Raw genomic sequence first — 26906 nt, 5'->3', positions numbered from 1 at the left:
CTGATGATTTCCACACGATTTTATTCAATCACCGCTCACGAATAACCTGCGCAGCCCTGCCATTCACCGTTATGAAATCGCTCCTGTTCACCCCCGGGCAACAGTCTGTGCAGCCACAGCCACTGGTTCCGGACTAACTGTGCAACGTCAGGCTGGCGCTCAATAACCGCTTGAATACGCTCCCTCGGTGCATCAACCAGCACAGTGAGACGAAGCGGTTCGTGGCGCCAGTAGGTGCCGTCGTGCACCGACTGCAATGGCAGGCCAATCCGCATATCGGTCCCGTTCCCTTCTATTACTCCAAGGTTTCCGCCAATGACCGAGTGCAGCAGCTTGTTCCCGGCGCCATAAACCTCCGGCACCGTAACCGAAGCAAAATACTGAAGATTGATCCAGTTACCCACAATCATGGGGGCCGCCATGAGCGCTTCCAGAATCTGACCTTCTGCATCCAGCTCGGGGTCGTAATCGTGCAGGAAAACTCTGCCCGAGAGATTCTTGCCCCGGGTTATATCCCGTTTGGCGAAAATCATCGCGGCATTATTCGCAAGGCCCCATTCGGGCCGAACTTCAGACCAGTCCAGTGCTCTCTGGCTCATAGCGGCCAGCAATTCGTTGTCATCCAAGCCGTTTAATTTAAGGGGTGTGGCCCTCTCCTTTCTTGCCTCTATCCCGGCCTGAAGAAAGGAGGACTCCAACTCGGTCATCAACGCACGATGCGACGCGGGAATCTGGTCACGATCAAATAAGGTCACCTCGTCGGTAACGGTACAATGCTCTGCCGCAATCGCAAACGTTGTATCCGGCACGTGAATACCGGCTTCGGCAAGGCCTTCACGCACCTGCGAGTCATTGAATAATGCCGCCGCCAACCTGGCATTCACGCCGCCGCTTTGGCCACCACAGGCGCCACAAGCCATACCGGCATGGTTGGGGTTGTTGTCAGTTTTTGTGCCGTGCCCAACAAACACCAGTAAAGGTGCAAAACTGTGGGTAAGCGACATGCCCTTCAGGAATCCGGCGACCAGCTTCACTTTCTCAGGGACCGCCAGAGGATCGCCCCCCAAATGATGCACAAGCTTGCCTTCCACCAGGTCTGGACCTTCGGTTTGCCGTGTAGGCCTCTGATGAAGGCTGTCCTTCAACAGCTTCCAGGCCCAGGCAAGACCGGTGGTTTCAACCAGGGTAAAGGTCGAAAGGCTGCTGTATTTTGCTTTACGCACAGACTCGCGGGTTATTTCCCGTTGATCCAGCGTGCGGTTCAATGCGTGGTCGTCTTTCGCGCTTCCCTGGGTATCAATAAGACGATAAGCCGGCGCGAGCAGCCCAGGTAACCGCGGCACCTCTGAAAACGGGCCGTGGCTCTGATGCGCTATTGGCAAGCCAAAAAAACCGGCAAACCCGAGCGTACGAATGCGCGAATTGTGATTTTCCAGATGCCGTCTCATCACTTCGGAGCGCACGTCGATACAGAATACAGCCTGAACGTTGGCAACCGACTCGGAGCCGGTTCGAACACGATCGCTAGCAGATTCTTCAAGCGCGGTGGTCTGGAGAATCTGGTAAAGCGCTTTCTGGTATCCGATCTCGTAGGCACGCTGCCAGATCCAGAGCAGTTTATCCTCTGGACCGCTTTCATCAGCGGTTTGCCAGTTATGACGAATTTTCGCCCAGGCTTCAGCGTTCGCAACGATGTGCTCATTGGTCGCGCACGCCAAACCAACCGATTCCCACACCAACAAAATACTGAGCAGGGATTCACAGGCGCCATAGGCTCCGTCGCCCGCAAGGCCTGCCCGCCAGTCGACTCCGCTGCTCCACGAAGCCCATCCAAGCAAACGCAATAGCAGACTGTGACAAAGCGCTTCCAGTTCATCCGGGTTCAGGTTCAGGAGATTGACGGCTTTCTCAACGGCCTCAGCCTGGCTTTCGGGCACGGCTTTCAGCTTGGCACGAGCGCCGGGAACGCCGGCCCGGTAATCCAGCGAAAGATCCTGACGCGCAGATTCGAGCCAGAATTCGAACAAACCGCCCTGCCCGCTCTGATGTTCTCCAGAAGGCCATCTCGCTTGGCGGCTGTCAAAATAGGCACCACACAATCGGCCAACGCCTTCACACACCGCGTCGGTTGCTTTCAGCCCTTCAGAGTTGCCTGGGAACACATCCAGAACGGAATAGTGAAACGATTCGCCGGGTTGTTCGTTTTGTTTAAGCACATCAAAAAGTGATTGCAAACTGTATGTTAGACCGCTTTCTTCAAGACTTGCTTTCACATCTGCGTCGGTAATTCTCCCACCTTCCCAGGCTTCTCGGTAAAAGGCGACCGGCATAAGAAACGAGAAGCCGGCTCTTTTCTCCAGCAAGCGCTCAGAGTACTTCACAGGTTGATGACGCAAACCCCAGAACGGATTAACGGCAATCCACTGGTCCAATGGCCAAACTGGCGCAATCAGCCCGCAGGCCCGATTAATGGCGTTCTGCCAGGCGCTTGAATCCATCATGATCTCTTCTCCATGGTAAACGGGTGGTGTGGAATTCTTTTCAGCATGTTCGGAGCGTTGAGTGCTTCCGACGCCAGGCGATGGGTAACCCGATCAAACATCAGTTCCAGATACAGACCCTTACTGAAGTGTTTCCACAAATCCCTGGATAGCCTGCTCTGGCCTCCATGCAAGATGAGCGCTGACATGCTCACAAGCACACCCATGAACGCCAACGCTATGCCGTAGGCAACGAACGGAATCTCAAACTGTGCGTGATCAGGCACTGCCGGCCCCACCAGCGCGTGGAGTACGCCGTAAGCAGGAACAAGAAGCAGAGCGAGTAACGCTATGCGGGCTCTTGATAAAGTCGTCGCGCCCGGCGGCACCGCGATGACGGCACTCGATACGGCAAGCACCAACAATGCACCGAACACCACATTACCCTCAATTAAAGCGGGGAACTGCAGCAGAATAGCCGCTGACAAACCACCGGTCAGAAGGGCCCAAAACAGCCCTGAGAACGAGCGTTCCCGTGCAAACACGCCAACCGCAGACGCTTTAACTGTGCGGCCCGACGCAAGAAACGAATGCGCTTTGTACAGTGAGTGCGCCAGCAGATGCAGCAATGCCAGCGTGTAGGCTCCCATGCCGATCTCGAACAACATAAAACCCATTTGGGAACAGGTGGACCACGCCAGTGCATGCTTTACCGAGTATTGAGTCATCATGGTGAGCACCGCAATAACGGCCGTTAGCCCGCCAATAACCAGCAAGATAAGGTGCCCCACCGTAAAGCCATCAAAAACCGGGAACAGGCGCAACCAGAGAAATCCTCCCAGATTGATAACACCCGCGTGTAGCAGCGCAGATACCGGCGTTGGCGCTTCCATAACCCGCAACAACCAGCCGTGAAACGGTATCTGGGCACACTTGAGGATGGCCGCCAGCGCAAACGCCACAGACGCAAATGTGAGCGCCAGTGAAGACGACGGCGCAGCGTTTTGGGCCAGGATCATATCCGGCAGGTAAAACGTGCCATGGTGCAGATAAAGCAACACCACACCACCAACCACAAGGGCATCTCCGAACCGGCTGACGATGAATTTCTGCACCGCCGCCATCCGCGCCTGCGGCCGCTCCGGGTAAAGCGTCAGCAGTTGGTGCAGGGAGATACTGACTCCAACCCAGGCGCCTGCCAGCACTAACAGGTTATTGGTCATAATCAGCGCCAGCACACAGGCAATCGTCAGCAAAAACCAGGGCTGGAAACGCTCGCGCCCCGGATCACCGCGCAGGTAACGCTCCGAAAAACGCAGAATCACCCAGCCTATAAACCCCACCATCAAGGCCATCCAGGCGGCTATCCCAGTAGGGAAAAGGCCAAACCAACGTCCAGGCACGGCCAGCGAACTGATGGCAGAAGTGCTTTGGAGATCAATCAGAAGTGCTGCGGCAAGCAACAGCGTTGTACCCATAGAGAACACCAGCAGCGTTTCCGCCAGGCGCCAGCAATGGTTCAACTTCAGCGGATTTCGGGTCCAGGCGCTGAAACCGGCCAGCACAGCAAGGGTCGCCGGTGCCGCTAGCCAGGCCAGCAATGCCAGAGTTGATAAAAATAAAGCAAGATTGCTCATGGGTGTCTTTCTCCTGATTTCATTAACTTGTGCCTATTTTGCTGTGAATAGACTGATTTAAAAAATGGTTTATAATGAACTTTACGTTCTTTTTTTTAGAACGATTAAATCGTAAGAGCACCCTATGAAACTGAACTATCACCACCTGCATTATTTCTGGATGGTTGCCCGCACGGGGCACCTGACCCGGGCAGCCAAGGCTTTGCATATCTCGCAATCGGCGTTGTCGGGGCAAATACGCAAACTGGAAGACAGCCTCGGGCACGATTTGTTTATCCGTGAGGGGCGCCGCCTCAGGCTGTCTGAAGCTGGAAGAATGGCGTTTTCTTACGCCGAGGAGATCTTTCGCAAGGGCGAAGAACTGTCGGCCGTTTTTGCATCCGGAGTGCAGGTAAGCCGCGAGGTTTTACGTATCGGAGCGGTGGCAACGCTGTCCAGAAATTTCCAGGAAGCTTTCCTGCAACCCCTACTGGGAAGGGAAAATCTCGAATTCAGCCTGCAAAGCAGTGACATTAACGAATTGCTCAGGCGGTTATCCGCGCACAGATTAGACCTTATTCTTTCCAACCAACCCGTGCGCGGTGATGAGACCAATCCTTGGCGTTCCCGGCTGATCTCCAGACAATCGGTCAGTATTATCGGGCCACCGAATTCAGGCCAGGAAGTGATCTTTCCGGATTTTCTTGAAGGCCGCAGCCTTATTGTGCCGGGCGCAGACAACAATATTCGGCAAGCGTTTGACCAACTCTGCGAATACCACAAAGTACGCCCGCTGCTCGTCGCGGAGGTAGACGATATGGCCATGATGCGGTTGCTTGCCCGGGATTCCGGGCACTTTGCGGTTCTGCCTCCGGTGGTTGTGCGCGATGAACTCAGAAACGGGGATTTGTTTGATTACGGCGCACTACCAGGCGTCTATGAAGAATTTTATGCGATCAGCATACGGCGTCAGTTCGAAAGCCCGGCTCTGCGGGAATTGCTATCCCAACCCGTGGAAGATTTTATGATGCGGCCGTGAATTGATCACTCTGACCAGTAACTTCGTCTTAAACAGCCATCACTCGGGCAGCGTCAAATACGTATAATGAACGGGTCCTCATTACAACAATCAGATTGGACTCTAGGGTATGACTCAGCAAAACAGCGCAACACAGCCTTCAATCGTCATCATCGGCACGGGGTTTGGCGGTCTTGGCATGGCCATTCAGCTAAAAAAAGCCGGCCTTGAGAACGTCACATTGCTGGAAAAAGCTGGCCGGGTTGGCGGCACTTGGCGAGACAACACCTACCCTGGCGCAGCCTGCGATGTTCAATCCCATTTCTATTCCTATTCTTTCGAGCCGAAACACGACTGGTCCCGCAAGTTCGGGCTACAGCACGAACTTCTCGGCTATATGGATCATTGCGTTGAAAAGTATGGCCTCGGGAAACACATCCGCTTTAACTGCGAAGTAGCAGACGCGGTATTTGACGATGTTTGTAATCGCTGGACGCTCACGCTCACCAACGGCGAAACGCTGGAAGCACAGGTGGTGATAACGGCCACGGGCCAACTGAACCAGCCTGCCTGGCCGAAGATCGAGGGCATGAGCGATTTCGAAGGCACGTGTTTCCATTCCGCCCGCTGGGACCATGATTACGACATCAAAAACAAGCGCGTTGCCGTTATCGGAACGGGCGCGAGCGCTATCCAGTTCGTGCCGGAAATAGCGGGCGACGTGGCAGCTCTCACTCTTTTTCAACGCTCGGCGGCGTGGGTTTTGCCAAAACCAGACCGGCCATTCAAACGCTGGGAGCAGCGTCTGTTCAAAAGAATTCCTGTCTGGGACAGACTTTATCGGTATCTGATTTACTGGAAAAATGAGAGCCGGGGCCTGGCCTTCACGCGCTTCCATCGTCTGCTCGATATCTTTGCCCGGCAGGCAAAAAAAGAAGCCGGAAAACACGTGACGGATCCGGCAACACTCAAGAACATTATTCCCGACTATCAGATTGGCTGTAAGCGTATTCTGATATCCAATGACTGGTATCCGGCCATTAATCGACTCAACGTGGATCTGGTCACGGACCCGATTGAAAGAATTAACAGCACCGGCATTCAGACACGATCAGGCAGGCATTACCCCGTTGATGCCATTATCTTTGGCACCGGCTTTCGTGCGTCAGAATTTCTGTCTCCAATCCGGATTACCGGGCGCAATGGATTGACACTGAACGAAGCCTGGCAAGAAGGTGCTGTTGCGTTCAAGGGGATCACTGTTTCAGGGTTTCCTAATCTGTTCATGCTTTACGGGCCTAACACTAACCTTGCGCACAACTCGATCCTCTACATGCTGGAATCACAATTCCAGTATGTACTTGGCTGCATGAACATTCTGAAAAAGTACCCAGGCGCCGCCATGGATGTTCGTCAAGACCGATTGAAGCGCTATTCCAGTGTCGTGCAGGAAGGGCTAAAGGGCAGCGTGTGGAATTCCGGATGTACGTCCTGGTACCTTGATGCCAACGGCAAAAATACCCTGAACTGGCCTGGCTTCACTTTCTCTTACCGTTTTTCAACCCGTCGCGTTGATACGGCAGACTATCAAATGCTTGATCCCGCTCGATAATACCGCGCCTCTTGCTATGGGCTGTCCCGAGCGTTTGCATTAACTCTAAATTCATAGGATGATTGGTTCATAATATAAACGGATGATAGGTTAATGCTTAAAAAAATCCAGAAAGGCTCTCTCGTTGAAACCGCGATAGAAAGCCTCCGGCACGCCATTGAAACAGCACAGTGGGCCGTTGGACACAAACTGCCGGTAGAGGCAGAGCTTTCAGAGGCGTTGGGAGTGAGCAGGAACACCGTGCGCGAAGCCGTGCGCGTGCTGGCCCACGTGGGAATGCTGGAAACCCGGCAAGGAGACGGCACCTATGTAAGAGCCACAAGGGATGCCGGTGAAACCCTCAAACGCATTGCTCGCACCCAGCTTACGGACCAACTTGAAGTGCGCATCATGCTGGAAACGGAAGCGGCAAAGTTGGCTGCGCAACGGCGTACGGATTCCGATCTCCGGGCGATGACCATGGCGCTTGATGCAAGAGGCAAAGCGGATTCAGACCTTGCGGCCCGCATTTTTCACGATGAAGGATTTCATCATGCGTTGGTGGCGGCTTCTCATAACTCGGCGCTGGCAGAACTCTATGATTATTTCGCCCACGCCATCATCCAGACCATTGAGCTAACAGAAAGCGACGCAGATCTACCAGAGCCATCGCAAGAAGACCATGAACTGCTGTTAGCGGCGGTGCGTCGCCAGGACCCGATAAAAGCCGAAAAGCTCGCCCGGGATCTCCTTGCGCCCAGCCTCAAGGCTCTGCAGAAGAGAGGCTCTTGACGATGAAATTCCGGCCAGACACCTTTACGATTCTGCTACTTGGCGCCATTGTTCTTGCCTCATTTTTGCCGGCTACCGGCGCCGCAGGCGACTTGCTGGCAACAGCCGGCACAGTGGCTGTCGCCCTGCTCTTCTTCTTCCACGGTGCAGCGCTATCGCGGGAACAGGTGGTTGCGGGCGCTTCGCACTGGCGATTGCACATACTGATCACCACACTCACGTTCGGGTTCTTCCCGCTCGTGGTGCTCCCCATCAATGGCATGAGCAGTTTTGCGCCATCCTGGATGCCGCCGGATCTGGGGCTCGGTTTTTTGTATCTGGGCGTGCTGCCGTCGGCTGTATCGTCATCCATTGCCTATACCGCCATGGCCCGGGGCAACGTACCGGCGGCGATCTGCAGCGCTGCTGCATCGAACGTATTCGGGATGATGCTCACACCATTTTTGTTGTTATTGCTTGTCAGCTCCGCAGGCAGCGGCGATTTCGCGATAGGCGAAGCCCTGAAGGATATCGTCTTCCAACTGCTCTTACCCTTCGCCGCCGGCCATGCCATGCGTCCCCTCCTGGGAGGTTATCTGGCGCGCAATGAAAGCCTGATGGCCCGTTACGACAAATGCGTTATCTGGCTGATCGTTTACTCCGCCTTCTCGCATTCGGTGGAAAGTGGGCTCTGGCAAAACCTGCCAATGAAAGCCATTGTTTTGACGATACTGCTGTGCATCGGGCTATTGGCGTTGTTTATGTTCTTCGCGAGGTTTCTGGTTCGACGGTTCGGGTTCAGCCTGGAAGATGAGGCGGCGGTTGTTTTCTGCGGATCCAAAAAAAGCCTGGCGTCCGGATTGCCGATGGCAAAAGTGTTGTTTTCCGGCCACCCCGGCTTCGGCATGATCGTTTTACCGATCATGTGCTACAACCAGGTTCAGGTCATTCTCGGCGCTATTTTGGCGCAGAAATATCGGGACCTGATCTCTGAGTCAAAAGTCGCTGAATCGAAAGTTGCTGAATCGAAAATCGCCGAGTCGAAAACCATCGAAACCAAAGACAGGGGAACGACTGCGGTTTAAACGGGCATGATGTGAACGATCGGCGGTTGGGCGGCCTCAGCCGCCGCTCATTCCGCCGAAAAGAATGGCAAGTATCACAAGCCCGATGATCCACCCAATGACGGCAGGCCAGAAGTTGACGATTTGGCGCGGCTCTGAATCTGCGCTCCCATTTTCATTATCCTCTGTGCCCTCCTCTGTACGCTGATCTGCGCGCTGAACAGCAATCCCCTTTGCACTGTACCGCTCGGGGTGGTTGCGGTCGTCTTCCTGAGCCAACGCATCCTGCAGGCTGTGCCAGTCAAACCATTCAGCGAGGAAGCCCACAACCGGCGCTGGAAAGCTGCCATTTTCGGCCATGGGGCGAAGCTGTGGCTCCAATTGCCGCCCGATTTCACGACGCAAGGGCAATTGATCGGCCGGTGGCTCGCAGAGTACCGCTTTCCATATACCCGCATCCCGGGTTCTGCCGGAATCGTTTAAAAGCGCCTTGATCTGGATAATCACTTCACGCACAACCTGACCGTCTGATGCGTTCAGCTCATGTTTCTCTGCGTTTTCGGGCATGCCAACCGCTTCCTTTAATGCCTCTTTAAGCTGTATCGCTTGTTCATCTGAAGCGTCACGGAGCTGGCTCTCATAGGCGTCGTGAATCCGCTGATGATCGCGAGTAGGCTCAATTCCAAGAAGTTCCCAGCAATTCATGTCTGGCTTTTCCCCCACCTTTCCAATTCATTACATTTTTGAGAGACAAATGGCGTGTAGTCAAATACGATGGCTAAGAGCTCGAAAACCACGCCGCCGCCTTTCACCAAACCGATTATAGAACGACAACCATGCTCCTTACGAATTTCAACAACCTGACTCGTCGAGGTTCAGTGTCCCGCCTGTACCGTATTTTAGCGACCGGGCTTGCGGGTGGCCTTGCGAGTGTTGTGTTCCTGAGCCCGGCAGCGGCAAAGCCACTCCCGGATGAATCCGAGGAGACCAGCTTCTACGGATTCAACGACGAGATACCAGAAGTGCTGACAACCACACGGTTGCGCCAGCCCAAAACCCGAGTTCCAGGAACCACCACGGTGATCACCGGTGAACTGATTCGTGATCTCGGCATCATGAACCTGGTAGAGGTATTTCGCCTGGTTCCGGGCATGGTGGTGGGAGACGTTGGCAGCAGTACACCGGTCACCACATATCACGGTACCGTGCACTACGAACAGCGGCGCATGCAGGTTCTGGTTGATGGCCGGACAGCGCACCGCGCCACTCTCTCTGATATGGATTGGCAAACCATGCCGGTTCCGTTGGAGACGATCGAAAGAATCGAGGTAAGCCGGGGGCCGAACGCCGCGGCTTATGGCATAAATGCTTTTCTTGGAACCATCAACATTATTACTCGCAGTCCTTCAGACACGTCGGGTAAGGAAGTGCGGGTTGTTCGAGGTTCCAGAAATTACGTTCGCACCTTTGCGTCGATTGGCGATGTGAGCGAACGCTATGATTGGCGAGTGGCTTACGAAAAACGCAAGTTTGACGGTTTTGATTATCAGATCGAAGACAAGATGCGGACACCTTTCCACGACGGTCAGGATATCAATGTCTTGACGTACGACTCACGGCTAAAAGTAAACTCCGGTTTTAACGCGGACATTCGCGCGGGCGTGGTTGATGGCGTCAATGAAGAAGATATGTTCAAAAGCGGAGAACTCTCTCCCCTGGCCAACCCGGACATCCAGGTTCGGGATTTCTACCTGCAGACGCAGCTTAATTTCACACCATCACAAACCCACTTTTTCCACATTCAGGTGAACTTCGAGAACTTCGAGCGCCGACAACGCTGGCCGATCGCCATACCCGAATCGGCGGTAAATTGTCTCGCCAACAACGTTCTGGTATTCGACGACGCGAATGAAGCTTTGTGCTTCCAGCCAGGCGGAACCCCGCTCATGGCTGATGTAAACTCAGACTCCGAAGATTCCCGGCTGGAGTTTGAACTGCAGGACACACTGTTATTCAGTGACGATCTGAAGCTGGTCACTGGGTTGGGATATCGCAAAGACACCTATCGCTCTCAGACGCTTTTCAACGGGCGCGGAAACGACTATCAGTCGAGAATATTCGGCAATCTGGAATACACTCCGATCAGTTGGCTTACGCTGAATGGCGGGGGTAACTGGGAACGGACAACCACCACTCATGAGGGTTATTTCTCTCCACGGGTTGCCGCGAATTTCAGGCTTGGTAATAACCACGCTCTGAGATTCGTTTATTCAAAAGCGGTGCGCACGCCAGACGGATTTGAGCAGAATCCTGATTACGGATTTACGCTGCGCAACGTAAGGCCGTCACAATACTCGGCCTATGAGGGATCTCGGGTAGAGAGTACAGATGTCTGGAGCGATGTGCGGTTTGTCACGTTGGGCGAAGACCTTTCAGAAGAAAGTATAATCTCAAGAGAGATCAGTTACTTCGGGTTGTTCCCCATGGACCGGGGTCAGTTTTCGCTGGAAGTTCGGGTATTCAGGGACCAACTGCGGAATATGATCAGCGGCATTATCGGGTTTGAGGAATGGACGATCGACAACAACGTGGACATCGATCAAAAGGGCTTTGAACTGGAAGCCGCCCTTGAGTACCCCGGAACCACGCTAAGAGCCAGCTACGGCTATCTCGACCAGGACGACTGGTACAATGGCCCGGAAATCTCTAGTGACAGTGCGATCAACAATGATAGAAAAGAGTACAAGGTAGGACTTTTGGGGCGTCTCTCTGCAAGGCATTCAGGTAGCCTGGCGTTTATTCAGGATATTCCTTTCGGGCTAAAAGGAGTCGTTGCCTATTACTGGGCCGACCAACTCAAAGAGTCCCGTTTCGGGCGCCTCGACCTGCGTCTGGTAAAAACGATTTTCATGCCCCGGTACACAATGGAGTTCGCGTTTACCGTACAGCATTACCTCAATACAGATCCGGATATGAGCCCGGATAATAATATTGAGGATCAGAACCAGTTTTTCGTTGAAGCCGGTCTCCGCTTCTGATTTTCAATCATGGAATGATTTTGATCGCAAAATTTCTTTTCGCTGCGATTGTAGCGGCCATACTTGTCGGTAATGCGCCTGCGCAGGGTCAGGAGCGTGATCGCTTGCCTGTTTATCTGGCCGGCTCTGGCAATGAAGCGCTGGACCAGCACATACTTGACCTTCTCAAGCTCAACCTGGGTAGCCAGCGAGAGTTTATTCTCTTATCGGATAAACAGGCGGCTCTCATCGATGAGGCGCCCATTGTTACGATCGGCCCGGGCGCATTTTCCCGTATTCGCCAAGCCAACCGCAAGGCACCTGTGCTGGCGATGCTGGCCACGCAGAATTTCCTTGACGGTTTCACAACGCTTTCACCCGGTCGGGTCTCGGGAATCTACTACGACGTGCCGTTACTCCGGCAAGCATTGCTCGGCAAGGCTATTCTTCCGCAGGCTACGCGAATCGCGCTGTTGTCGACAACCGGTTCCGCCGCACTTTACGACACCCTTATTGACCAACTCCAACCCTATAATCTGGAGGCCCGCCTCTTCATTGTGGACGATGACAAACAGCTCATTCCAACGCTTATACGAGCGTTGAGCTACGGCGATTTTCTGCTGGCAGCGCCAGACAACGTTATATACAACCCCAGAACCATAAAACACATACTGTTGACCGCCTATCGCAGAAACCGGATTGTTATCGGCCCAAGCCAGGCGTATGTCAAAGCCGGCTCTCTGGCGTCTGGCTACCCATCGTTTTCCGTCATGGCCGAGATGGCCGCCGCGTATCTGCAGGTATTTTTTGAAACCGGTCAGTTTCCGGCGCCGGATTATCCCTCTGATTTCCAACTGGAAATCAACCAGCAAGTTGCTCGTTCAATGAACATTCCTCTGGCATCCAGGGAGCAGATTGCTCAGGCAGTAGAACGGCTGTTAACCAGCCAAGAGGCGCAACGCGATGAATAAGCCTAACGTTGGTGTTCCGCTTTCCCGAAAGCTGCTGCTGCTGGGCGCATTGCCCGCCATTGTGATGTTTGTCACCCTGATAGGGTTCTTTACGTCTGCCCGGCTGGAAGATGCCAGACGAGATCTCTCTGACAGCAATCAGTTGCTGGCCGACAGCCTTGCACCGTCTCTGGAATATGCGGTTGTTTCCGGCAATACGTTGGCATTGCAAGAAATACTGTCCCAGTCCATCCGTTACAGCAAGGCCGACTGGATTCGCGTCAATGACGTGGCGGGTCAACAAGTGGGTTTCGCGACCCACGACGATACTCCGGAAGATGCACTGCAAAATACGGTCAAGATCTTTGAAGCGGAGATTCTTCAAAAACCCCTGAAGCTTGAGACTGATCGTCAAACCCAGTGGTTTGAGCCGGAGTTTGGCTTTGGGTCGGGCGCGTTGCGAGTGGGCACCGTTCAGGTAGGGGTGAGTGACAGAATTCTGGAGGCGCGACGCAGCGACATACTTTGGTCATCGGTGGCCATCGGGCTTTCGCTATTGCTCTTTACCATTCTGGTCATCAAACACACACTGAACGCGATTCTATCGCCCATGGATCTGGTTTCCGGGCGTATCAGCCGTCTGATTGAACGAGACTACCGGCTTACGAAAGTGAACCAGCGACGAAACTCCCGGGAAGTTATCGCGATTGAACAGCAGCTCAATGAACTGGCAGAGCACCTCGGCACATTGAGAAAATCCCGCGATCAAACATTGGCGGCCTCGGAACATGCCCGCGAAAAAGCGGAAACGGCGAGTTACGCCAAATCCGAATTCCTGGCGACCATGAGCCATGAATTACGCACGCCTCTCAACGGTGTGTTGGGGATGATTGACCTGACGCAAGATGAACCGTTAAGCCTGAAACAAAAGGATTATTTGCGCACCGCCCGCCAGTCTACAGAAGACCTTCTCACCGTTATCAGCGACATTCTCGATTATTCCCGAATGGACAGTGGCGCTGTCGCGCTCGATCAACAGGTATTTGATCTGACAACGCTTATCACGAATTGCGTCGCCTCTTTCCGGCATTTAGCGGAAGAACAGGGGTTGGCGCTGACACTGGATTTTGATGGGGACTGGCCCGAAATATCTCTGGTAACGGGCGATGCTCCCCGACTCCGACAAATTCTTGCGTGCTTGCTTGATAACGCGGTTAAGTTCACCGGCGACGGCTTTGTAAACGTTCAGGTAAGCTACACGAGCGTTGAATATGGCTGCATTGTTCTGGGCTGTTCTGTAAGCGATTCGGGGAGCGGCATCCCCCATGAGCGACTGACAGACATTTTCAGTTCCTTTGAACAACTGGATGCGGGCAACGCCCGAAATTTCGGTGGCACCGGCATGGGGCTGTCTCTGGTGCAGCGACTGGTTGAGCTTCTGGGCGGGCACATACAGGTGGAAACGGACCCGGGCAAGGGTTCTTCATTCCGCTTTGAGCTGCCTTTGGAACTGGCATCTCCGGCAGAAACACCGAAGACGCAAGACCCGGTGCTACCCACTCAAACGCCCCTCTCAATGCAGGCGCTGGTGGTAGAGGACAATCCGATAAATCAGCGCGTTGCGGTAGCATTGTTAAACCGCCTTGGTTTTCACACGGAAGCCGTCACAAACGGCAAAGAAGCGCTGAACAAAGTTCGCACCCGTCATCAGGGTTATGATGTCATTCTGATGGACTGCCAGATGCCAGTCATGGATGGCTATGAAACAACCCGCTATATACGGAAATGGGAAGTTGACAGCGGCCAAGGCAGAACGCCCGTCATCGCCCTCACCGCCGATGTACTGCCCGGCACCGAGCACAACTGTCTTGAAAGTGGCATGGACGATTATCTTGCCAAGCCCGTGAGGAAGGAAAATCTGAGGACCGTTATTGACCGGTGGATAACGTTGCCTGATTGTTGAGCCCTTCCCTGGGCTCTCGTTCACATCAGGCGACAGGCTCGCGCATGGTGACAAATTCTTCTGCGGATGTTGGGTGTATGCCCATGGTTGAATCAAACTGTGCCTTGGTTGCACCAGCTTTTATGGCGACCGCGAGCCCCTGAGTGATTTCGCCTGCATCCGGCCCGACCATGTGGGCGCCCAGCACTTTATCTGTTGCGCCATCCACCACAAGTTTCATCAGACAGCGCTCTTCACGACCGCTGAGTATGTATTTCATCGGCCGGAATTCAGAGCGATAAATTTTCACAGTGTGCCCGGCTACTCTGGCCTCCTGTTCCGTGAGACCAACAGTGCCTATATTCGGCTGACAGAAAACGGCGGTTGGAATTGCGGTGTAATCGACCTCGCCCTCACCGTCGCCAAATAGCCGCCGGGAGAGCACCATGCCTTGTGCGAGCGCCACTGGGGTCAACTGAGGCGTTCCGATGACATCGCCAAGCGCCGTTATCGACGGGACTGAGGTTTGAAAATAGTCGTCGACGACCACATGCCCGGAGGCATTAAGTTCAATACCCAGCTCGGTCAAACCCAGACCGTCTACCAGTGCCCTCCTGCCCGTTGCTGCCATCACGAGCCCGGTCTCCATAACGTTGCCGTTACTGAGTTTGACGGTGTAATGGGAGTCTTCAGCTTCGACAGCCTCAATCGTTACGCCGAACTCTAGATGAATGCCCTTTTTGCGCATTTCCTGTTCCGTGAACTGACGGACATCGTTATCAAAACCGCGCAGGAAAAGATCACCGCGATAAAGCAACGTGGTTTCCACCCCCAGGCCCGCCAGAATCCCGGCGAATTCCACCGCAATATAACCTCCACCCCAGATCACGGCCTGCTTCGGTAATTGGGGCAGATAGAACATTTCGTTCGAGGTGAGGATACATTCCTTGCCCGGGACGTCTGGCACAACCGGCCAGCTTCCTGTGGCGACTGTAATATGGGCGGTCGTGTACTGCTTATCCCCAACCACCACTGTATTCGGATCTTTTATAGAGGCCGTGCCGTCAATAACGGTAACACCGGCGTTCTCCAGCATTCGACCGTAAATACCGTTCAGCCTTTCGATTTCGGTATTCTTGTTGGCCACAAGCGTTGGCCAGTCAAAGCTGACCTGATCCAACGGCAGCGTCCAGCCATAACCTGCCGCGTCTTCCAGTTCGTCGTGAACGTGGGCGCCATAGACAAACAGCTTTTTGGGAACGCAGCCAACGTTCACGCATGTGCCTCCCAGATAGCGGGATTCCACTACCGCTACGCGGGCGCCCCGACCGGCGGACATCCGCGCCAGGCGAACGCCGCCGGACCCGGCACCAATCACAATCAGATCATAATCCTGGCTATCAGACACAATGTCTCCTGTTGTTCGTTACAACGTTAGTTTTGTTGAGCCGTTGCCTTGGCTTGGGGATGGACTTCGCGGAACAATACATGGTCCTCGAAATCGCCAAGGCGAATTTTACCAAGGCTTCGAAAGCCTTCAGATTCATAAAATGGCAGGTAGCGACTGTTACCGGTATCCAGAACCAGGCCGCTCCCCCGCGGGTTGTCAGCACAAAGCCGCTGCACCGCGTGCAGCAGCAACCGACCATGACCGCGATTCTGATATTTGGGATTAACACCCATCAACGGTAACTGGTGCGCCAGTGGTTGCGGCAACATCGCCCGTATTTTTTCGTGGTAGTCCAGGTAGCGCCGGGTGGAGGCAAACCCAGCCGTCAGCACCATGCGGATTCTCCAACTGAACTGGTCCGCCAGATTCAAGCGCAGATCCGGGTCGCCAATGAACGCGACAGCAACCAACGTGTCATCAACCATCACGCCGACCGCTTCCTGATCCAGTTCAAAATACAGATCAACCAATTCACGCACGGTAGCCCTAACCCGCTGGTTATACCCGGGTTTGCGATGGTTGAACAGATACTGAAACGTGGGTTCGTTCCGGTAGGCGTCATACAGAATCGACCTAGCTTCGTTCAAGGCACTGACATCCAACCGGACAATAACGGATTCCGGGTTGCTATCGCTGTCGCTACTCATGCTTTCTCTCCTGCCTCTGTCCGGAGAAACGACCCCGGAACCCCGACTCTTGGGATCAGATTGCCAACGTTAAACGAACGGACACCCTCCCGGGTTCTCCGGCCCTGTCGAGCGCAGCCTGATCAATGACAACGCCATGCTTACCATTAAGCATTTCGAGCCAGGCTGCAACGTCCGAATAGGGAACCGCTTCAAGCCACACTCTGATGGCACCGTCACCACTCGGCTCAAAGCGCTGCAGGGTTAGGCCGGATTCCCTTGCGGATTGAGTCACCAGGCCCATCAGTGCACGACCGTCGGCGGGAATGTCGGCGGCCGTCGCAGAAGGGTCTGCGCCGCTGCTGCCCAACCGGCGGATTGTCGGCGCGTTCGATTGCATCCAGACCGCAAGTTCTGCGGCGTTTTCCCTGCTCGCAGCGGCCTGGTTGTGGAATTCCGTGACCGGACTCCACACTGCGAAATAAAGAATGCCGAGAAACACGGCAATGGCTAGTACCGCCAATGCCTGCTGATCCCGCCTTGGAAGCTGATCATATTGCGCAGTCCATTTGCCGATTGACGGTTGTTCTTTGAGTTTCGTCAACATAGTCCTAACCTCCGGAGACTGTCAGTCGGCCGCGAGCGCCGCTGGCCTCGTTCACCACAGAGCCGATTTTTGCATCAAGCCCCTGACCCACCAGGCCGTTTCGTAAAGCACTCAGGCGATCGTAGCTTTCAGCCCGCACATCGACCACCAGTTCTCCGCGAGACTGGCTGTAATTGATGGAATTGAACGTTACGGAACCGGTGCTGGCGACATTTGAGTATTGTTGGCCCGTGTACTTCATCAATGTGACGAAATCGGCCGCTGGCCCATCGGCACCGGCAACGCGCAACTGGCCTTCCACCACGCGTCTCACGTTGCCAGCGTGGGTCTTGCGGTCGCCGGGAAAGGACTCGCGATACACCGACATTGCTTGCTGTCTCAAGTCTTCCGCCTGTTGCTGGTAATAGAAGCCCATTCCGGCTTCAACCGCCACTTGTACGGCGAACCATACCGCGGCTACGGCAATCAGCGGCCTCCAGGGTTTCAAGGGGTTTGCCTTACCATCTTTGACTGAAAAATCACGTTGGCACAGATTAATCGGGCGGCAAAGATGGTGATGATGAGCGTGGGCCAACAATTCCAGCGGCATGAGCTCAAGCGACTCTCGTCGAACCGCAAGTCGGCCCGGTACCATAAGCTCGCCAAGCAACGCTTGTTGCTCTTCAAACTCAGCGTCTGTGCCGTAAATCACAACGGGTACTTCCGCAACAACATCCTCTGAAGGAGGTGCTGCCAACGTGTACGCGAACATGCCGAGGTTGACGGACTGCATGCTCAGCCATTCACCGCGTTCGCTCCCCATCATAGCGGATTCGCCATCCAGGCAAATCGACCACCCGCCCTCTGTCACGGGAAGCATCGCGGCGTCAGGGTAGATAGCCTCAAGCCTGGTGTGTGTCCAGTCGCGGAACAGCTCAAGCCAGTGCGCCATCCGGATTCGGTCAATAGCCGCCACCCGATAACCCTCGGCATTGTGTGAGCCCAACGCCAAGTGAACGCTGTCGATATCCTGGGCAATCTGCTCTTCAACCGCATAGGGCAACGCCTGATTGATGTAACGGCTCTGCTTGGCGGGAATATCAGCCACGCAAAACAGCGCTTCATCGCCCGGAATAATGCCGACCAGTAATACATCGCTTAGCCCGTTCTGGCTGAGCGTTTGCTCAACCGTGCTCTGAGGATCGCGGTTGCCCTGAGCCTGCGCATCGCCACCCGCATCGTAGAGCACCCAATTGAACAACCGGGGTTCCAGAGTTTCTCCGGGTTCCGATGTTGCAGATGCAGCTGCAGTGGTAGATAGTGCTCGCACGTAGAGGCGATAAGACATGGTTATCCTTCCGAAATGGTGTAGGGCTCTTTGGTAATGCGATTCTTCTGTCCGGTATCCCTGTGCACCGTTCGGACATTACCCTTCTGGTTGCGAAACACTGTACTCACCATATTAACAACACGGTCATCGTAGGTAATCCGTGAAACAACTTCAAAAAATCGGGTTTGCAGGCCAAGTCCAGTGGACTTCAGGCCCAGCCCCGCAAACTCTGGCAGCGCCAGAAAATCCTGAACGCTCTCAAATCGCGCTTCTTCACGACTTTCAATAATAGACGCAGCCTGAGCAGCCGTCAGCTCTTCGTGCAATGACATCAGCACTTCAGCGGTCGCCGTGTTCACGTTAATACCCAGCCCGCGAATCGGTAGCGCCGCCACATGGGGCCGCAGCGCCACGTAAATCTCTTCGGTCATTCCTTCAATCAGCCGCAGTTCCGAAACGCTCACAAAAGGCTGATTGGCAGCTCGAAACCCCGGCTCGGCCATTAAATATTGGCCGTCTTCCGCACCGTAGGCGCTGATTGTCTCGTCGTTCGGATCAATCCAGTCCACCAGCGCGTCCACGGACACCCCGGTTATCCCGAGCGCGATCAATAAATGGGTAAGACGATCTTTGGTTGTCGGATCCACCTGGCCGCCAGCAGACACCAGGTCGTTGAGATTTATCCGCCCACCCAGATCGTCTATTTGCACCTCTGCGACGCCGTTCTCGTCCAGAGGTAAAATCGCTGCGTTCATCGCCCAGAATTCGTCAAGGCTGTCGACCATCAGATTTTGTTCTTTATCTTCTTCAAAATCCCGAATCAGAATCTGGCGCGCAAACGCCTCTGCGCCCAACGCAATGCTTTGCCCCTGCTGCTGAGCCAGATAGTGCCCGGCTTTGAACACCCGGATACTTTGCTGCTGAGTCATACCGGAGGCCAGCATAACCACCAGCGCCATGGCGAGCAGCACCATAATCAGCGCAACACCCTGTTGTTTTGCCGGCCAAGAACCATGGGCGTTAATGATCATACCGACTCAGCCCCCCTGCCCAGGATTATCCGAATTCGTATCCTGTGCCGCAGCACCTGCTTCTTCGGCTTCGCTGCGACCGCTGTTCAGTTGATCGACCTGGCCTTGTGCGCCCGACGGATCAAAGTCTGGCAGCACAAACGTTCGTACAATCTCACCGAACCGTTCGTGCTTCAACGTGATTTCGATACCCCGGGGAAACGCAATGTCGGGGCGACTGCCCGGCGTCAGCGCCGCCATGGCGTCGTCGGGCGGCCACTCAGGTTCCCAACTGTTTTGTTCATTGAGGAACCGCAGATCAAACGCTGTGACACCCTCAAGCAGCAATAAATCCTGACTGTTGTCTTCCTGGCCTTGATCCACCGTTGGCCAATAGCGTCTTCGCAGTTCGCTGCCGGTGTATTCCCAACCCACACGCTGCAGGCCACTGCGCCGGATCCCCAGAGGGTTACGCCAGCCTTGCCGGGTGAGCATCAAGGCAAAATCGTCTTCACGACTGGTCAATGCCGGCTTGAAGTCGCCATAGATATCCCGAGTTGGCCGGTTCACTATCTGGGTAATGTCCCGCTCCAAAAGCAACATCGCCCGTTGCAGGCCATCAAAATTTTCAGCAACATCATCCACCCTGTCGCGAGAAAGAATCACGCCATTCAGCACCTGCCAAACGCCAATACCAATGATGGCTGTGATGGTTATTGCCACCAACACCTCAAGTAGCGTAAAGCCCCGCTGGTCACTCATTGTGTACCCACAAAAGCCGCCAGCGTGTGCACTGGATAGGGCTGAGTTCGGCCATCACGATACAGGGCCACTTCGACTTCCACGCGCCGCATTTTAGGTTCGGCCGTCGCCAGCACCCTGGTCGTCACTTGCCATCGGTACGGGCCATACTCCCTGTCTTTTGCGTTCTCGGAAATGCCCGGCAGGTTTTCCTCCAAGCGGATTTCATTGATGCGGTTATCTGCCAACCAACCCGCAAGGGTTTTATCGCGGATGCGTTCATAACTGGATATATATTGGCTGCTGACGTTTGCGGCGGCGGTCGCAATTAATCCGAACACCAGCAAGGCAACCATCACTTCGATGAGCGTGAAACCTTTTGCTGACCTTCCCGATTTCAGGGCTCTATGGGGTATCACTCAACCTCATCCTCATCACCGGGTTGGCGCCACTTGATAGGGGATATCCCATCTGACGCCAGAATCTGCGTATAGTCCGTTTCGCTGCCCACTGTAAATTCCAGTTCAAAAGGCGTGGTCTCGCCGCTGGAGAAAAACACCACATCCGGTCTGAGTTTGTCCTCGGCAGACGCCAGGCGGGGCGCATCATTTTCAATAAATTGCGTAACAACCAACCACTCGGGAAAGGATCTGACGCGGAATATGCGCTCACCTGACGCTTTCCAATCGCCGGTTTCATCCTGAAAGGCGACAAAACCATACCCGTTTTTTTCAAACAACAGCCCTATTTCCAGATTGTTAAGCACCGCCTGATCCGATACCGTCTGCATGAGCAAATACAGTTCTCGCACCTCGTTTTGAAGCTCCCGCTGCTGCGAGTTCCCACCCATAGTGAAAACCGCAAGAGACGCCAGTAGCCCGATCAAAACCAGAACAACCAGTATCTCTATCAGCGTAAAACCGCGGCTGCGATTTGCGGATACCCGATGTATCACCAATCAGTTGCCGATTTTCCAGATACTGATATCCGACGCATCGCCATCGCCACCTTCCTGGCCATCGGAGCCGTAGGAATACAAGTCATAAGCACCCTCTGCGCCCGGGCTTACATACTGGAAGTCGCCACCCCAGGGATCTTGCGGGATGCTTTTCATATACCCGTCAGGGTTCCAGTTCTTCGGTTCAGGGCTGCCGGTCGGGCGGGATTTTAGCGCCTCCAGGCCCTGCTGGGTGGAGGGATAATGACTGTTGTCCAGCCGATAGATATCCAGCGCCTTGGAAATATTGGTGAGCTGGGTTTCGGCGATGGTTACCTTGGCCTGATCACTCCGGCCCATGATGTTCGGCGCCACTATGGCCACCAGCAGGCCAAGAATGACCATGACGACCATGATTTCAATAAGGGTAAAGCCCCGGCTCGATTCTGGCTTGTTATGGTGTCTCATCGTCATTATGTCACTCGTTGTTGGTTTTAAAGTTGGCATTAAAAGTTGGCTTGAAGAGTTGGTTTGAAAGACGGCTTGAACAGCTGTTGCCAGCACATCCTAACCGACCAGATTGCTCATGTTCAGTATGGGCAGCATGATGGCCATCACAATGATCAGTACAACAACGCCCATGATCAGCAGCATCATGGGCTCAAAAAGCCCGACGATGGCGGCTATTTTTGCTTGTAACGTGTTTTCCTGCATCCTTGCGGTGCGTTCCAGCATGCTGTCCAGCTCTCCGCTGGTTTCTCCACTGGCGATCATGTGCAACATCATCGGCGGAAAGTAACCGGACTGATCCAGCGCCCGGTGCAGGGAACCACCCTCACTGACTTTACGAGCGGCTTCCTTTAATTCCTGACGTAAATAATCATTGGACAGTACCTCGCCGGCAATTCTCATGGCATCAACCAACGGCACGCCGCTGGTTGTCAGTATGCTTAGCGTACTGGCGTATCGGGCCGTGTTTACACCCCGAACCATTCCTGAAAACAACGGCAGGTGCAGCAAACGTTTATGAAAACGCATCCGTATCGCCGGCTTGGTGAGTGCGTAGCGAAAGGCCATTGAACCCGCGATCACCAGAATAAGAAGGTAGATACCGTAACTGGACAGAAACGTCGACATCGCCAACATTGCCTGGGTAAGCACAGGCAACTCCTGGCCCTGCTTCACAAACACCTCAATGATGTCCGGCACAACGTACGTCAGCAGGAACACCACAATGGCAATGGCCACAAAACTGAGAATAATAGGATAAATAGCGGCCAGCTGAATCTTCTGGCGCGACTCCTGCCGGCTCTCGGTGTAGTCGGCCAACCGGTTCAGAACCAGGTCGAGGTGCCCTGCATGCTCGCCTGCCGCAACGGTTGAACGGTAGAGCCGTGGAAACGCTTTGGGGAACTCGCCCAGACTATCCGCCAGCGTGTAACCTTCCATAACCTTCGCCCGAATGGCGATCAACATACTGCGCGTACGAGGCTTGGCAGTTTGTTGGGCGGTTGCTGAAAGCGCCTGCTCGATGGGAATACCCGACTGAATCAACGTTGCCAGTTGCCGCGTAATCAACGCAAGATCAGCGGCTGCCAGCGAACCGCCGCCGCTCAGCGGGTTGCTGGGTGTTCGTTTCTGCACGGCCGGTTCAACGGCCAGCGGCGTCAGGCCTTTTTCTCGCAGCTGTTGACGCACGGCGCGGGGCGCGTCTGCCTCCACTACGCCCTGTTTTTGTTTGCCCCGGGCATCAAGGGCTTTGTATTCATAAGCAGGCATAGGTTATTGGCCCCGATGCGTCACGCGAAGCACCTCTTCCAGCGTGGTGACGCCTTCGAGTATTTTCCTGACGCCGTCGGCGTGAATGCTCGGGCCTTTACGCCGGGCTTCGCGCTCCAGATCCAGCTCACCTGCACGCTTGTGAATCAACGCACTGACCTCCTCGGTTACTTCGACCACCTCATAGATACCTATACGTCCGCGGTACCCCAAATAGTTGCAGTGATCACATCCTTTCGCTCTGTACACCGTTGGCGGGTTGGCAAATTCCTGCTGCAAGAATTCACAGTGCTCTTCCGTGGGGGTGTAGGGTTCGCGGCATTCTTTACACAACACTCGCACAAGGCGCTGGGCCACAATGCCCACCAGGCTTGAGGAGATCAAAAAGGGCTCAATGCCCATATCCATAAGCCGCGTAATGGCGCCCACTGCGGTATTGGTGTGCAACGTAGACAGCACAAGGTGGCCGGTCAGACTCGCCTGAACGGCAATCTCGGCGGTTTCCAGATCTCGGATTTCACCGATCATCACCACATCGGGATCCTGGCGCAAAATGGCTCGCAAGCCGCGCGCAAACGTCATCTCAACCTTCGGATTTACCTGGGTTTGACCAATGCCCGGCAGGTTGTACTCGATAGGATCTTCAACCGTAAGAATGTTCCGGCTGCGATCGTTTATTTCCTGCAATGACGCGTACAGCGTTGTGGACTTACCCGACCCCGTAGGCCCGGTAACAAGCAATATACCGTAAGGCCGGTGTATGAGCCGGCGCAGGATTTTAAGATCGTCTGATGCCATACCGAGCGATTCGAGGCGTATTGCGCCCGCCTGTTTGTCCAGCAAACGCAGCACTACCCGCTCTCCGGCGGATGACGGCATGGTAGAGACACGAATATCCACCTCACGGCCGGCCACTCGAAGCGCAATTCGCCCGTCCTGCGGCACGCGTTTTTCGGCAATGTCCAGTTTTGCCATAACCTTGATCCGTGAAACCAGCAACGGTGCCAACGCCCGCTTGGGCTGCACCACTTCGCGCAACACACCGTCAACGCGAAACCGCACGATCAGATGTTTCTCATAGGTTTCTATGTGCACATCGGAGGCGCTGCTTTTGACCGCCTCGGTCAGGATAGCGTTGATCAAACGAATGATCGGGGCGTCGTCTTCCTGCTCCAACAGATCTTCCGTTTCCGGTACGGAATCGGCGAGCGAGGCCAGATCCATATCGTCGCCAATGCCTTCAACCATCTGCATGGCTTCGGCAGAATCATTCTGATAGGCGGCATTCAGCGCCTGATCGAAATGGCCGGGATCAATGGTGGTAAAACGCGCTCGGCCGCCGCTGATACGATTTGCCTCAGCCAGTGCCGAATGGGGTGCGCCCGGCCTGACCAGAATAACCGGGTTGCCCTCTTCTGAGCGGGTCAGAATAACGCCGTTGCGCTTGGCAAAGGTGAAGGGAAGACGACCCAGCGGAGCATCCTGCGGCTGAAGTTCTGTTTCTGTGGTCAAGGTTGTCCTCGTTCTTGTCATGCAATCGATAGAAAGGCTATCACAGGATATAGGCCTGCTGAATAACTCTGTACACTATACTGCCTATGGAAGGTGTCAGTCTGATAACCTTGGGGTCTTTCGTGGATTCTTGCCCGGGTTCTCATATAGCCCCTTTCGAAAACTCTCGAAAACTCTCTGACGGTTGAGGCGACTGGCGAACTTGTATTCAGGATTATTAATGCTTTCTACCAACCGAAGGATTCCCCTCATTCTGGCTGTTATTACAGGCCTTGCCATGGTGCTCGTGACGTCCTGGCAGGGCTACAGCGTTTGGCAGGCCCAACGCGTGCAAGCCAATGAGAGTGGTGGAACCTCTGCGCAGCAGCTTGCCAAAAAGCCCAGCGTTCCCTCAGAGCCGCTGGTGGCCTTTGAATTTTTTGGCTCAGCGCCAAAAACGGGCGCCAAGACTCTGGAAAGTACCGAGGATTTACCCGAGACCAACCTGCGGATTTTCCTCCGTGGTGTTCTCGCAGCCAGCGGTGATTTTCCGGGCAGCGCCCTGATCGAAGATGAAAAACGTCAAACCGACGTATTCATGGTGGGCGATGAATTGCCTGGCAATGCCAAACTGCGATCGGTTCACCCCCATCGCGTTATTCTTGAACGCGGGGGGAAACTGGAAAATCTGTATTTTCCGGAGGCGGATGATCAATCCGGAATGACCTTCTCATCCGACGCCGATAACATCCTGCCAGAGGCCGAGCCGCAAACCCCCGTGCCGGATATCACCGATCGGTCAGCCCGGTCATCTGAGCCTGCGGAGAACGAGCAGCAGCGCAGTGAAGAAATACGGAGGCGTCTTGAACTGCTACGCGAACGCCTGCGCACTAACGGCTAAAGCCCTGCCAACGCCTTTTAAAGCCTTGGCAGCTCCGTACCTTCCGGAACCCGCACTTCAAACCCCGATTCTATCGTGACAGTTTCCCCGGCCGGCACGTCGCGATTCCAGGCCAACACGCCTTTTTTGTCATCCACATCCCGCTCAACCGGCTCGCTGATTTTCAGGGGTTTAACCGTCAGGATATCTTTCTGGGACACCGGAAGTCGATCAAACATCCGAACCTGTACGGCCTTTGAGTGATGATTCGTAATCTCGAAGCGGTTTTGTCGGCGCTGAACGTTCTCACTGTTCCAGACGCCCTCTTCGCCAGTGCGCTCCAGCTCATTGACCACCGCAATCCGGATGCCTTCATCCACCCCGAATCCGAGGCCAAGCTCCTCGCCGTCTGTCAGCTCTTGCAGTTGGCTTTCACCCACGCTTTGACCATCCCGATACAAGGTTACGCGGCCTGCAGGTATGGGCGCGTCAGCTTTGAACGTGCCCGTAGCGTGCAGGTAACCCGTTGTGTCCATGACGGGCGCAGCCCAGGTGGCCACCTCAACCGGTATTTTGTGCTGTGCAACCGTCAGCCGCTGGCCCGATGCGCCACTGGGAATATCCACCGGCCGCGGCACCCTGTAGCTCTGCGTAAACGTACTTTTGCGCTCGACAACGGCCCCGGCCTGCTTAGCCGACTCCATCTGCATCTCGGCCATGGGTGAAGATGACTTTGAGCGATAGGCCTGAGGCGCTTCGGGGCTGACAACCCAGGAGTAGAGCGGCGGCATCGCGGTTCCCTGTCGGGCGTTAGCGGTGGCAAGCCTCAGCTCTACCCCCTCCCAATCAGTTCCGGTTGATTGCTGCACAACAGCCAGTTGTTCGAGCATCATCTCGCCGCCGGGCTTTCCTTCACGTTCTGTCTTCAGGCGGGCGTTGTATTCACTCTGCCAACTGGCTTCCGGGGTCTGGAATTTCAGGTTCACCTGCAGTTCGCCGTTTTGGGGCACCAGATAACGCACACGCACGGTTTTGGTGGCCCTTGCGCCCTGTTTAACCTGGGACAGCTCGCGCATCAAACGGTCTCTCAACGCAATATCGTCGGTCATTTTTGCGCGAATCGCCCGTATCTCAGACAGCGCGCTCTGTGTTGTGTTCTTCAGTGCAGCGGCCATATCGTTCAGTTCTGACGCCGAGAGTTCATGGGGCGACTCGGCCGCCTTGCTCATAAGCGTAACCTGCTGGTTCCAGGCCCGGATTGAATCTTCGCGTTCCTGAATCCTCTGTGTCACCGCCGTCAGCTCATCGCGGATTCGCCGGGTTTCTCCCGCCACGAATTCAGCTTGCTCCACGCGGCTGATCTGAACCTGCTCAACCTGTGAACCGGCGATACCTTCAAGCACAACCTGCAAACTCTGATCCTGAAGACTGACAGGCAACCCCGCTATCTCAAAGGTTCCGGGGCCAAACGTTACCTTCGCACTTTCCTCCCAGGTGAGCTCCGCATGGGACGGATATAGCGTTGCGGTTGTAACCTCCGCATGGGCCATCAAAGGCGTCGTCGCAATGGCAAGCGCAAGCAGACTGTGTTTTTTCATGGGGTGGCTCCTTCAGGATCGCTGCCGTA

General features: G+C 54.7%; 23 protein-coding genes. 8 read left to right on the top strand and 15 right to left on the bottom strand.

Annotated elements, in window-relative coordinates; translation table 11 throughout:
* Positions 1–35 precede the first annotated feature (35 nt).
* Complete coding sequence (locus ENI00_RS07725; protein ID WP_304101031.1) at positions 36–2501, bottom strand: YbcC family protein; 2466 nt, start codon at positions 2499–2501, stop codon at positions 36–38.
* On the bottom strand, positions 2498–4117 hold the full coding sequence (locus tag ENI00_RS07720) for an NADH-quinone oxidoreductase subunit L (RefSeq protein ID WP_304101029.1): 1620 nt from the start codon (positions 4115–4117) through the stop codon (positions 2498–2500). Before ENI00_RS07720 ends, ENI00_RS07725 begins: the two co-directional genes overlap by 4 nt.
* Before the next feature lie 124 nt (positions 4118–4241).
* Here ENI00_RS07720 and ENI00_RS07715 point away from each other — a divergent pair, with 124 nt between their 5' ends.
* From ENI00_RS07715 to ENI00_RS07700, 4 genes are all read left to right on the top strand, one after another.
* Complete coding sequence (locus tag ENI00_RS07715) at positions 4242–5135, top strand: LysR family transcriptional regulator (RefSeq protein WP_304101027.1); 894 nt, start codon at positions 4242–4244, stop codon at positions 5133–5135.
* Between the two features lie 109 nt (positions 5136–5244).
* Positions 5245–6726, top strand: coding sequence for a flavin-containing monooxygenase (locus ENI00_RS07710; protein WP_304101025.1), 1482 nt, complete (start codon positions 5245–5247; stop codon positions 6724–6726).
* Positions 6727–6819: 93 nt separating this feature from the next.
* A complete protein-coding gene (locus tag ENI00_RS07705) occupies positions 6820–7497 on the top strand; it encodes a FadR/GntR family transcriptional regulator (RefSeq protein ID WP_304101023.1) in 678 nt (225 codons plus the stop codon).
* A 2-nt stretch (positions 7498–7499) separates the two neighbouring features.
* Positions 7500–8561 carry a bile acid:sodium symporter family protein gene (locus ENI00_RS07700; protein ID WP_304101093.1) on the top strand — a complete coding sequence of 354 codons (1062 nt, stop codon included), beginning with the start codon at positions 7500–7502 and terminating at the stop codon, positions 8559–8561.
* Between the two features lie 36 nt (positions 8562–8597).
* Here the strand turns inward: ENI00_RS07700 and ENI00_RS07695 are convergent, their stop codons facing one another.
* A complete protein-coding gene (locus tag ENI00_RS07695; RefSeq protein WP_304101021.1) occupies positions 8598–9245 on the bottom strand; it encodes a J domain-containing protein in 648 nt (215 codons plus the stop codon).
* Positions 9246–9376: 131 nt separating this feature from the next.
* On the opposite strand from ENI00_RS07695, the gene ENI00_RS07690 reads away from it, so the two are divergent.
* The 3 genes from ENI00_RS07690 to ENI00_RS07680 are packed head-to-tail and all read left to right on the top strand — an operon-like array spanning position 9377 to position 14470.
* Positions 9377–11578 carry a TonB-dependent receptor plug domain-containing protein gene (locus ENI00_RS07690; protein ID WP_304101019.1) on the top strand — a complete coding sequence of 734 codons (2202 nt, stop codon included), beginning with the start codon at positions 9377–9379 and terminating at the stop codon, positions 11576–11578.
* A 20-nt stretch (positions 11579–11598) separates the two neighbouring features.
* Positions 11599–12528 (top strand): ABC transporter substrate-binding protein, encoded by a 930-nt coding sequence (locus ENI00_RS07685; protein WP_304101017.1) that lies wholly within the window; start codon positions 11599–11601, stop codon positions 12526–12528.
* Complete coding sequence (locus tag ENI00_RS07680) at positions 12521–14470, top strand: ATP-binding protein (protein ID WP_304101015.1); 1950 nt, start codon at positions 12521–12523, stop codon at positions 14468–14470. The genes ENI00_RS07685 and ENI00_RS07680 overlap by 8 nt, the downstream gene beginning before the upstream one ends.
* A 25-nt stretch (positions 14471–14495) precedes the next feature.
* Here the strand turns inward: ENI00_RS07680 and gorA are convergent, their stop codons facing one another.
* From gorA to gspE, 11 genes are all read right to left on the bottom strand, one after another.
* Positions 14496–15857: a glutathione-disulfide reductase gene (gorA, locus tag ENI00_RS07675; protein WP_304101013.1), complete on the bottom strand. Its 1362-nt coding sequence runs from the start codon at positions 15855–15857 to the stop codon at positions 14496–14498.
* Between the two features lie 26 nt (positions 15858–15883).
* The gene (locus ENI00_RS07670) at positions 15884–16546 is read right to left on the bottom strand and encodes a GNAT family N-acetyltransferase (protein ID WP_304101011.1); all 663 of its coding nucleotides are present in this window, start codon (positions 16544–16546) and stop codon (positions 15884–15886) included.
* Between the two features lie 55 nt (positions 16547–16601).
* On the bottom strand, positions 16602–17132 hold the full coding sequence (locus tag ENI00_RS07665) for a type II secretion system protein M (protein WP_304101009.1): 531 nt from the start codon (positions 17130–17132) through the stop codon (positions 16602–16604).
* 4 nt (positions 17133–17136) lie between these two features.
* Positions 17137–18459, bottom strand: a complete 1323-nt coding sequence (gene gspL, locus ENI00_RS07660; RefSeq protein ID WP_304101007.1) for a type II secretion system protein GspL — start codon at positions 18457–18459, stop codon at positions 17137–17139.
* A gap of 2 nt (positions 18460–18461) precedes the next feature.
* On the bottom strand, positions 18462–19472 hold the full coding sequence (gene gspK / locus ENI00_RS07655; RefSeq protein WP_304101005.1) for a type II secretion system minor pseudopilin GspK: 1011 nt from the start codon (positions 19470–19472) through the stop codon (positions 18462–18464).
* 6 nt (positions 19473–19478) lie between these two features.
* Positions 19479–20213 carry a type II secretion system minor pseudopilin GspJ gene (gene gspJ, locus ENI00_RS07650; protein ID WP_304101003.1) on the bottom strand — a complete coding sequence of 245 codons (735 nt, stop codon included), beginning with the start codon at positions 20211–20213 and terminating at the stop codon, positions 19479–19481.
* The gene (gene gspI, locus ENI00_RS07645; RefSeq protein WP_304101001.1) at positions 20210–20611 is read right to left on the bottom strand and encodes a type II secretion system minor pseudopilin GspI; all 402 of its coding nucleotides are present in this window, start codon (positions 20609–20611) and stop codon (positions 20210–20212) included. Before gspI ends, gspJ begins: the two co-directional genes overlap by 4 nt.
* On the bottom strand, positions 20608–21147 hold the full coding sequence (gene gspH, locus ENI00_RS07640) for a type II secretion system minor pseudopilin GspH (protein WP_304100999.1): 540 nt from the start codon (positions 21145–21147) through the stop codon (positions 20608–20610). The genes gspI and gspH overlap by 4 nt, the downstream gene beginning before the upstream one ends.
* Before the next feature lie 3 nt (positions 21148–21150).
* The gene (gene gspG / locus ENI00_RS07635; RefSeq protein WP_304101091.1) at positions 21151–21597 is read right to left on the bottom strand and encodes a type II secretion system major pseudopilin GspG; all 447 of its coding nucleotides are present in this window, start codon (positions 21595–21597) and stop codon (positions 21151–21153) included.
* 99 nt (positions 21598–21696) lie between these two features.
* Positions 21697–22908, bottom strand: coding sequence for a type II secretion system inner membrane protein GspF (gene gspF / locus ENI00_RS07630; RefSeq protein WP_304100997.1), 1212 nt, complete (start codon positions 22906–22908; stop codon positions 21697–21699).
* Positions 22909–22911: 3 nt separating this feature from the next.
* Positions 22912–24420 carry a type II secretion system ATPase GspE gene (gspE, locus tag ENI00_RS07625; protein WP_304100994.1) on the bottom strand — a complete coding sequence of 503 codons (1509 nt, stop codon included), beginning with the start codon at positions 24418–24420 and terminating at the stop codon, positions 22912–22914.
* A gap of 220 nt (positions 24421–24640) precedes the next feature.
* Between gspE and ENI00_RS07620 the strand changes: the two genes are divergently transcribed.
* Positions 24641–25300: a type II secretion system protein N gene (locus tag ENI00_RS07620; RefSeq protein WP_304100992.1), complete on the top strand. Its 660-nt coding sequence runs from the start codon at positions 24641–24643 to the stop codon at positions 25298–25300.
* A 17-nt stretch (positions 25301–25317) separates the two neighbouring features.
* Here the strand turns inward: ENI00_RS07620 and ENI00_RS07615 are convergent, their stop codons facing one another.
* Positions 25318–26877: a DUF4139 domain-containing protein gene (locus ENI00_RS07615; protein WP_304100990.1), complete on the bottom strand. Its 1560-nt coding sequence runs from the start codon at positions 26875–26877 to the stop codon at positions 25318–25320.
* Positions 26878–26906 lie beyond the last annotated feature (29 nt).

Source organism: Marinobacter antarcticus (assembly GCF_011049865.1).
Taxonomy (GTDB): domain Bacteria; phylum Pseudomonadota; class Gammaproteobacteria; order Pseudomonadales; family Oleiphilaceae; genus Marinobacter; species Marinobacter antarcticus_A.
The sequence above is the reverse complement of the archived record's forward strand: the minus strand, read 5'-3'. Positions and strand labels throughout refer to the sequence as shown.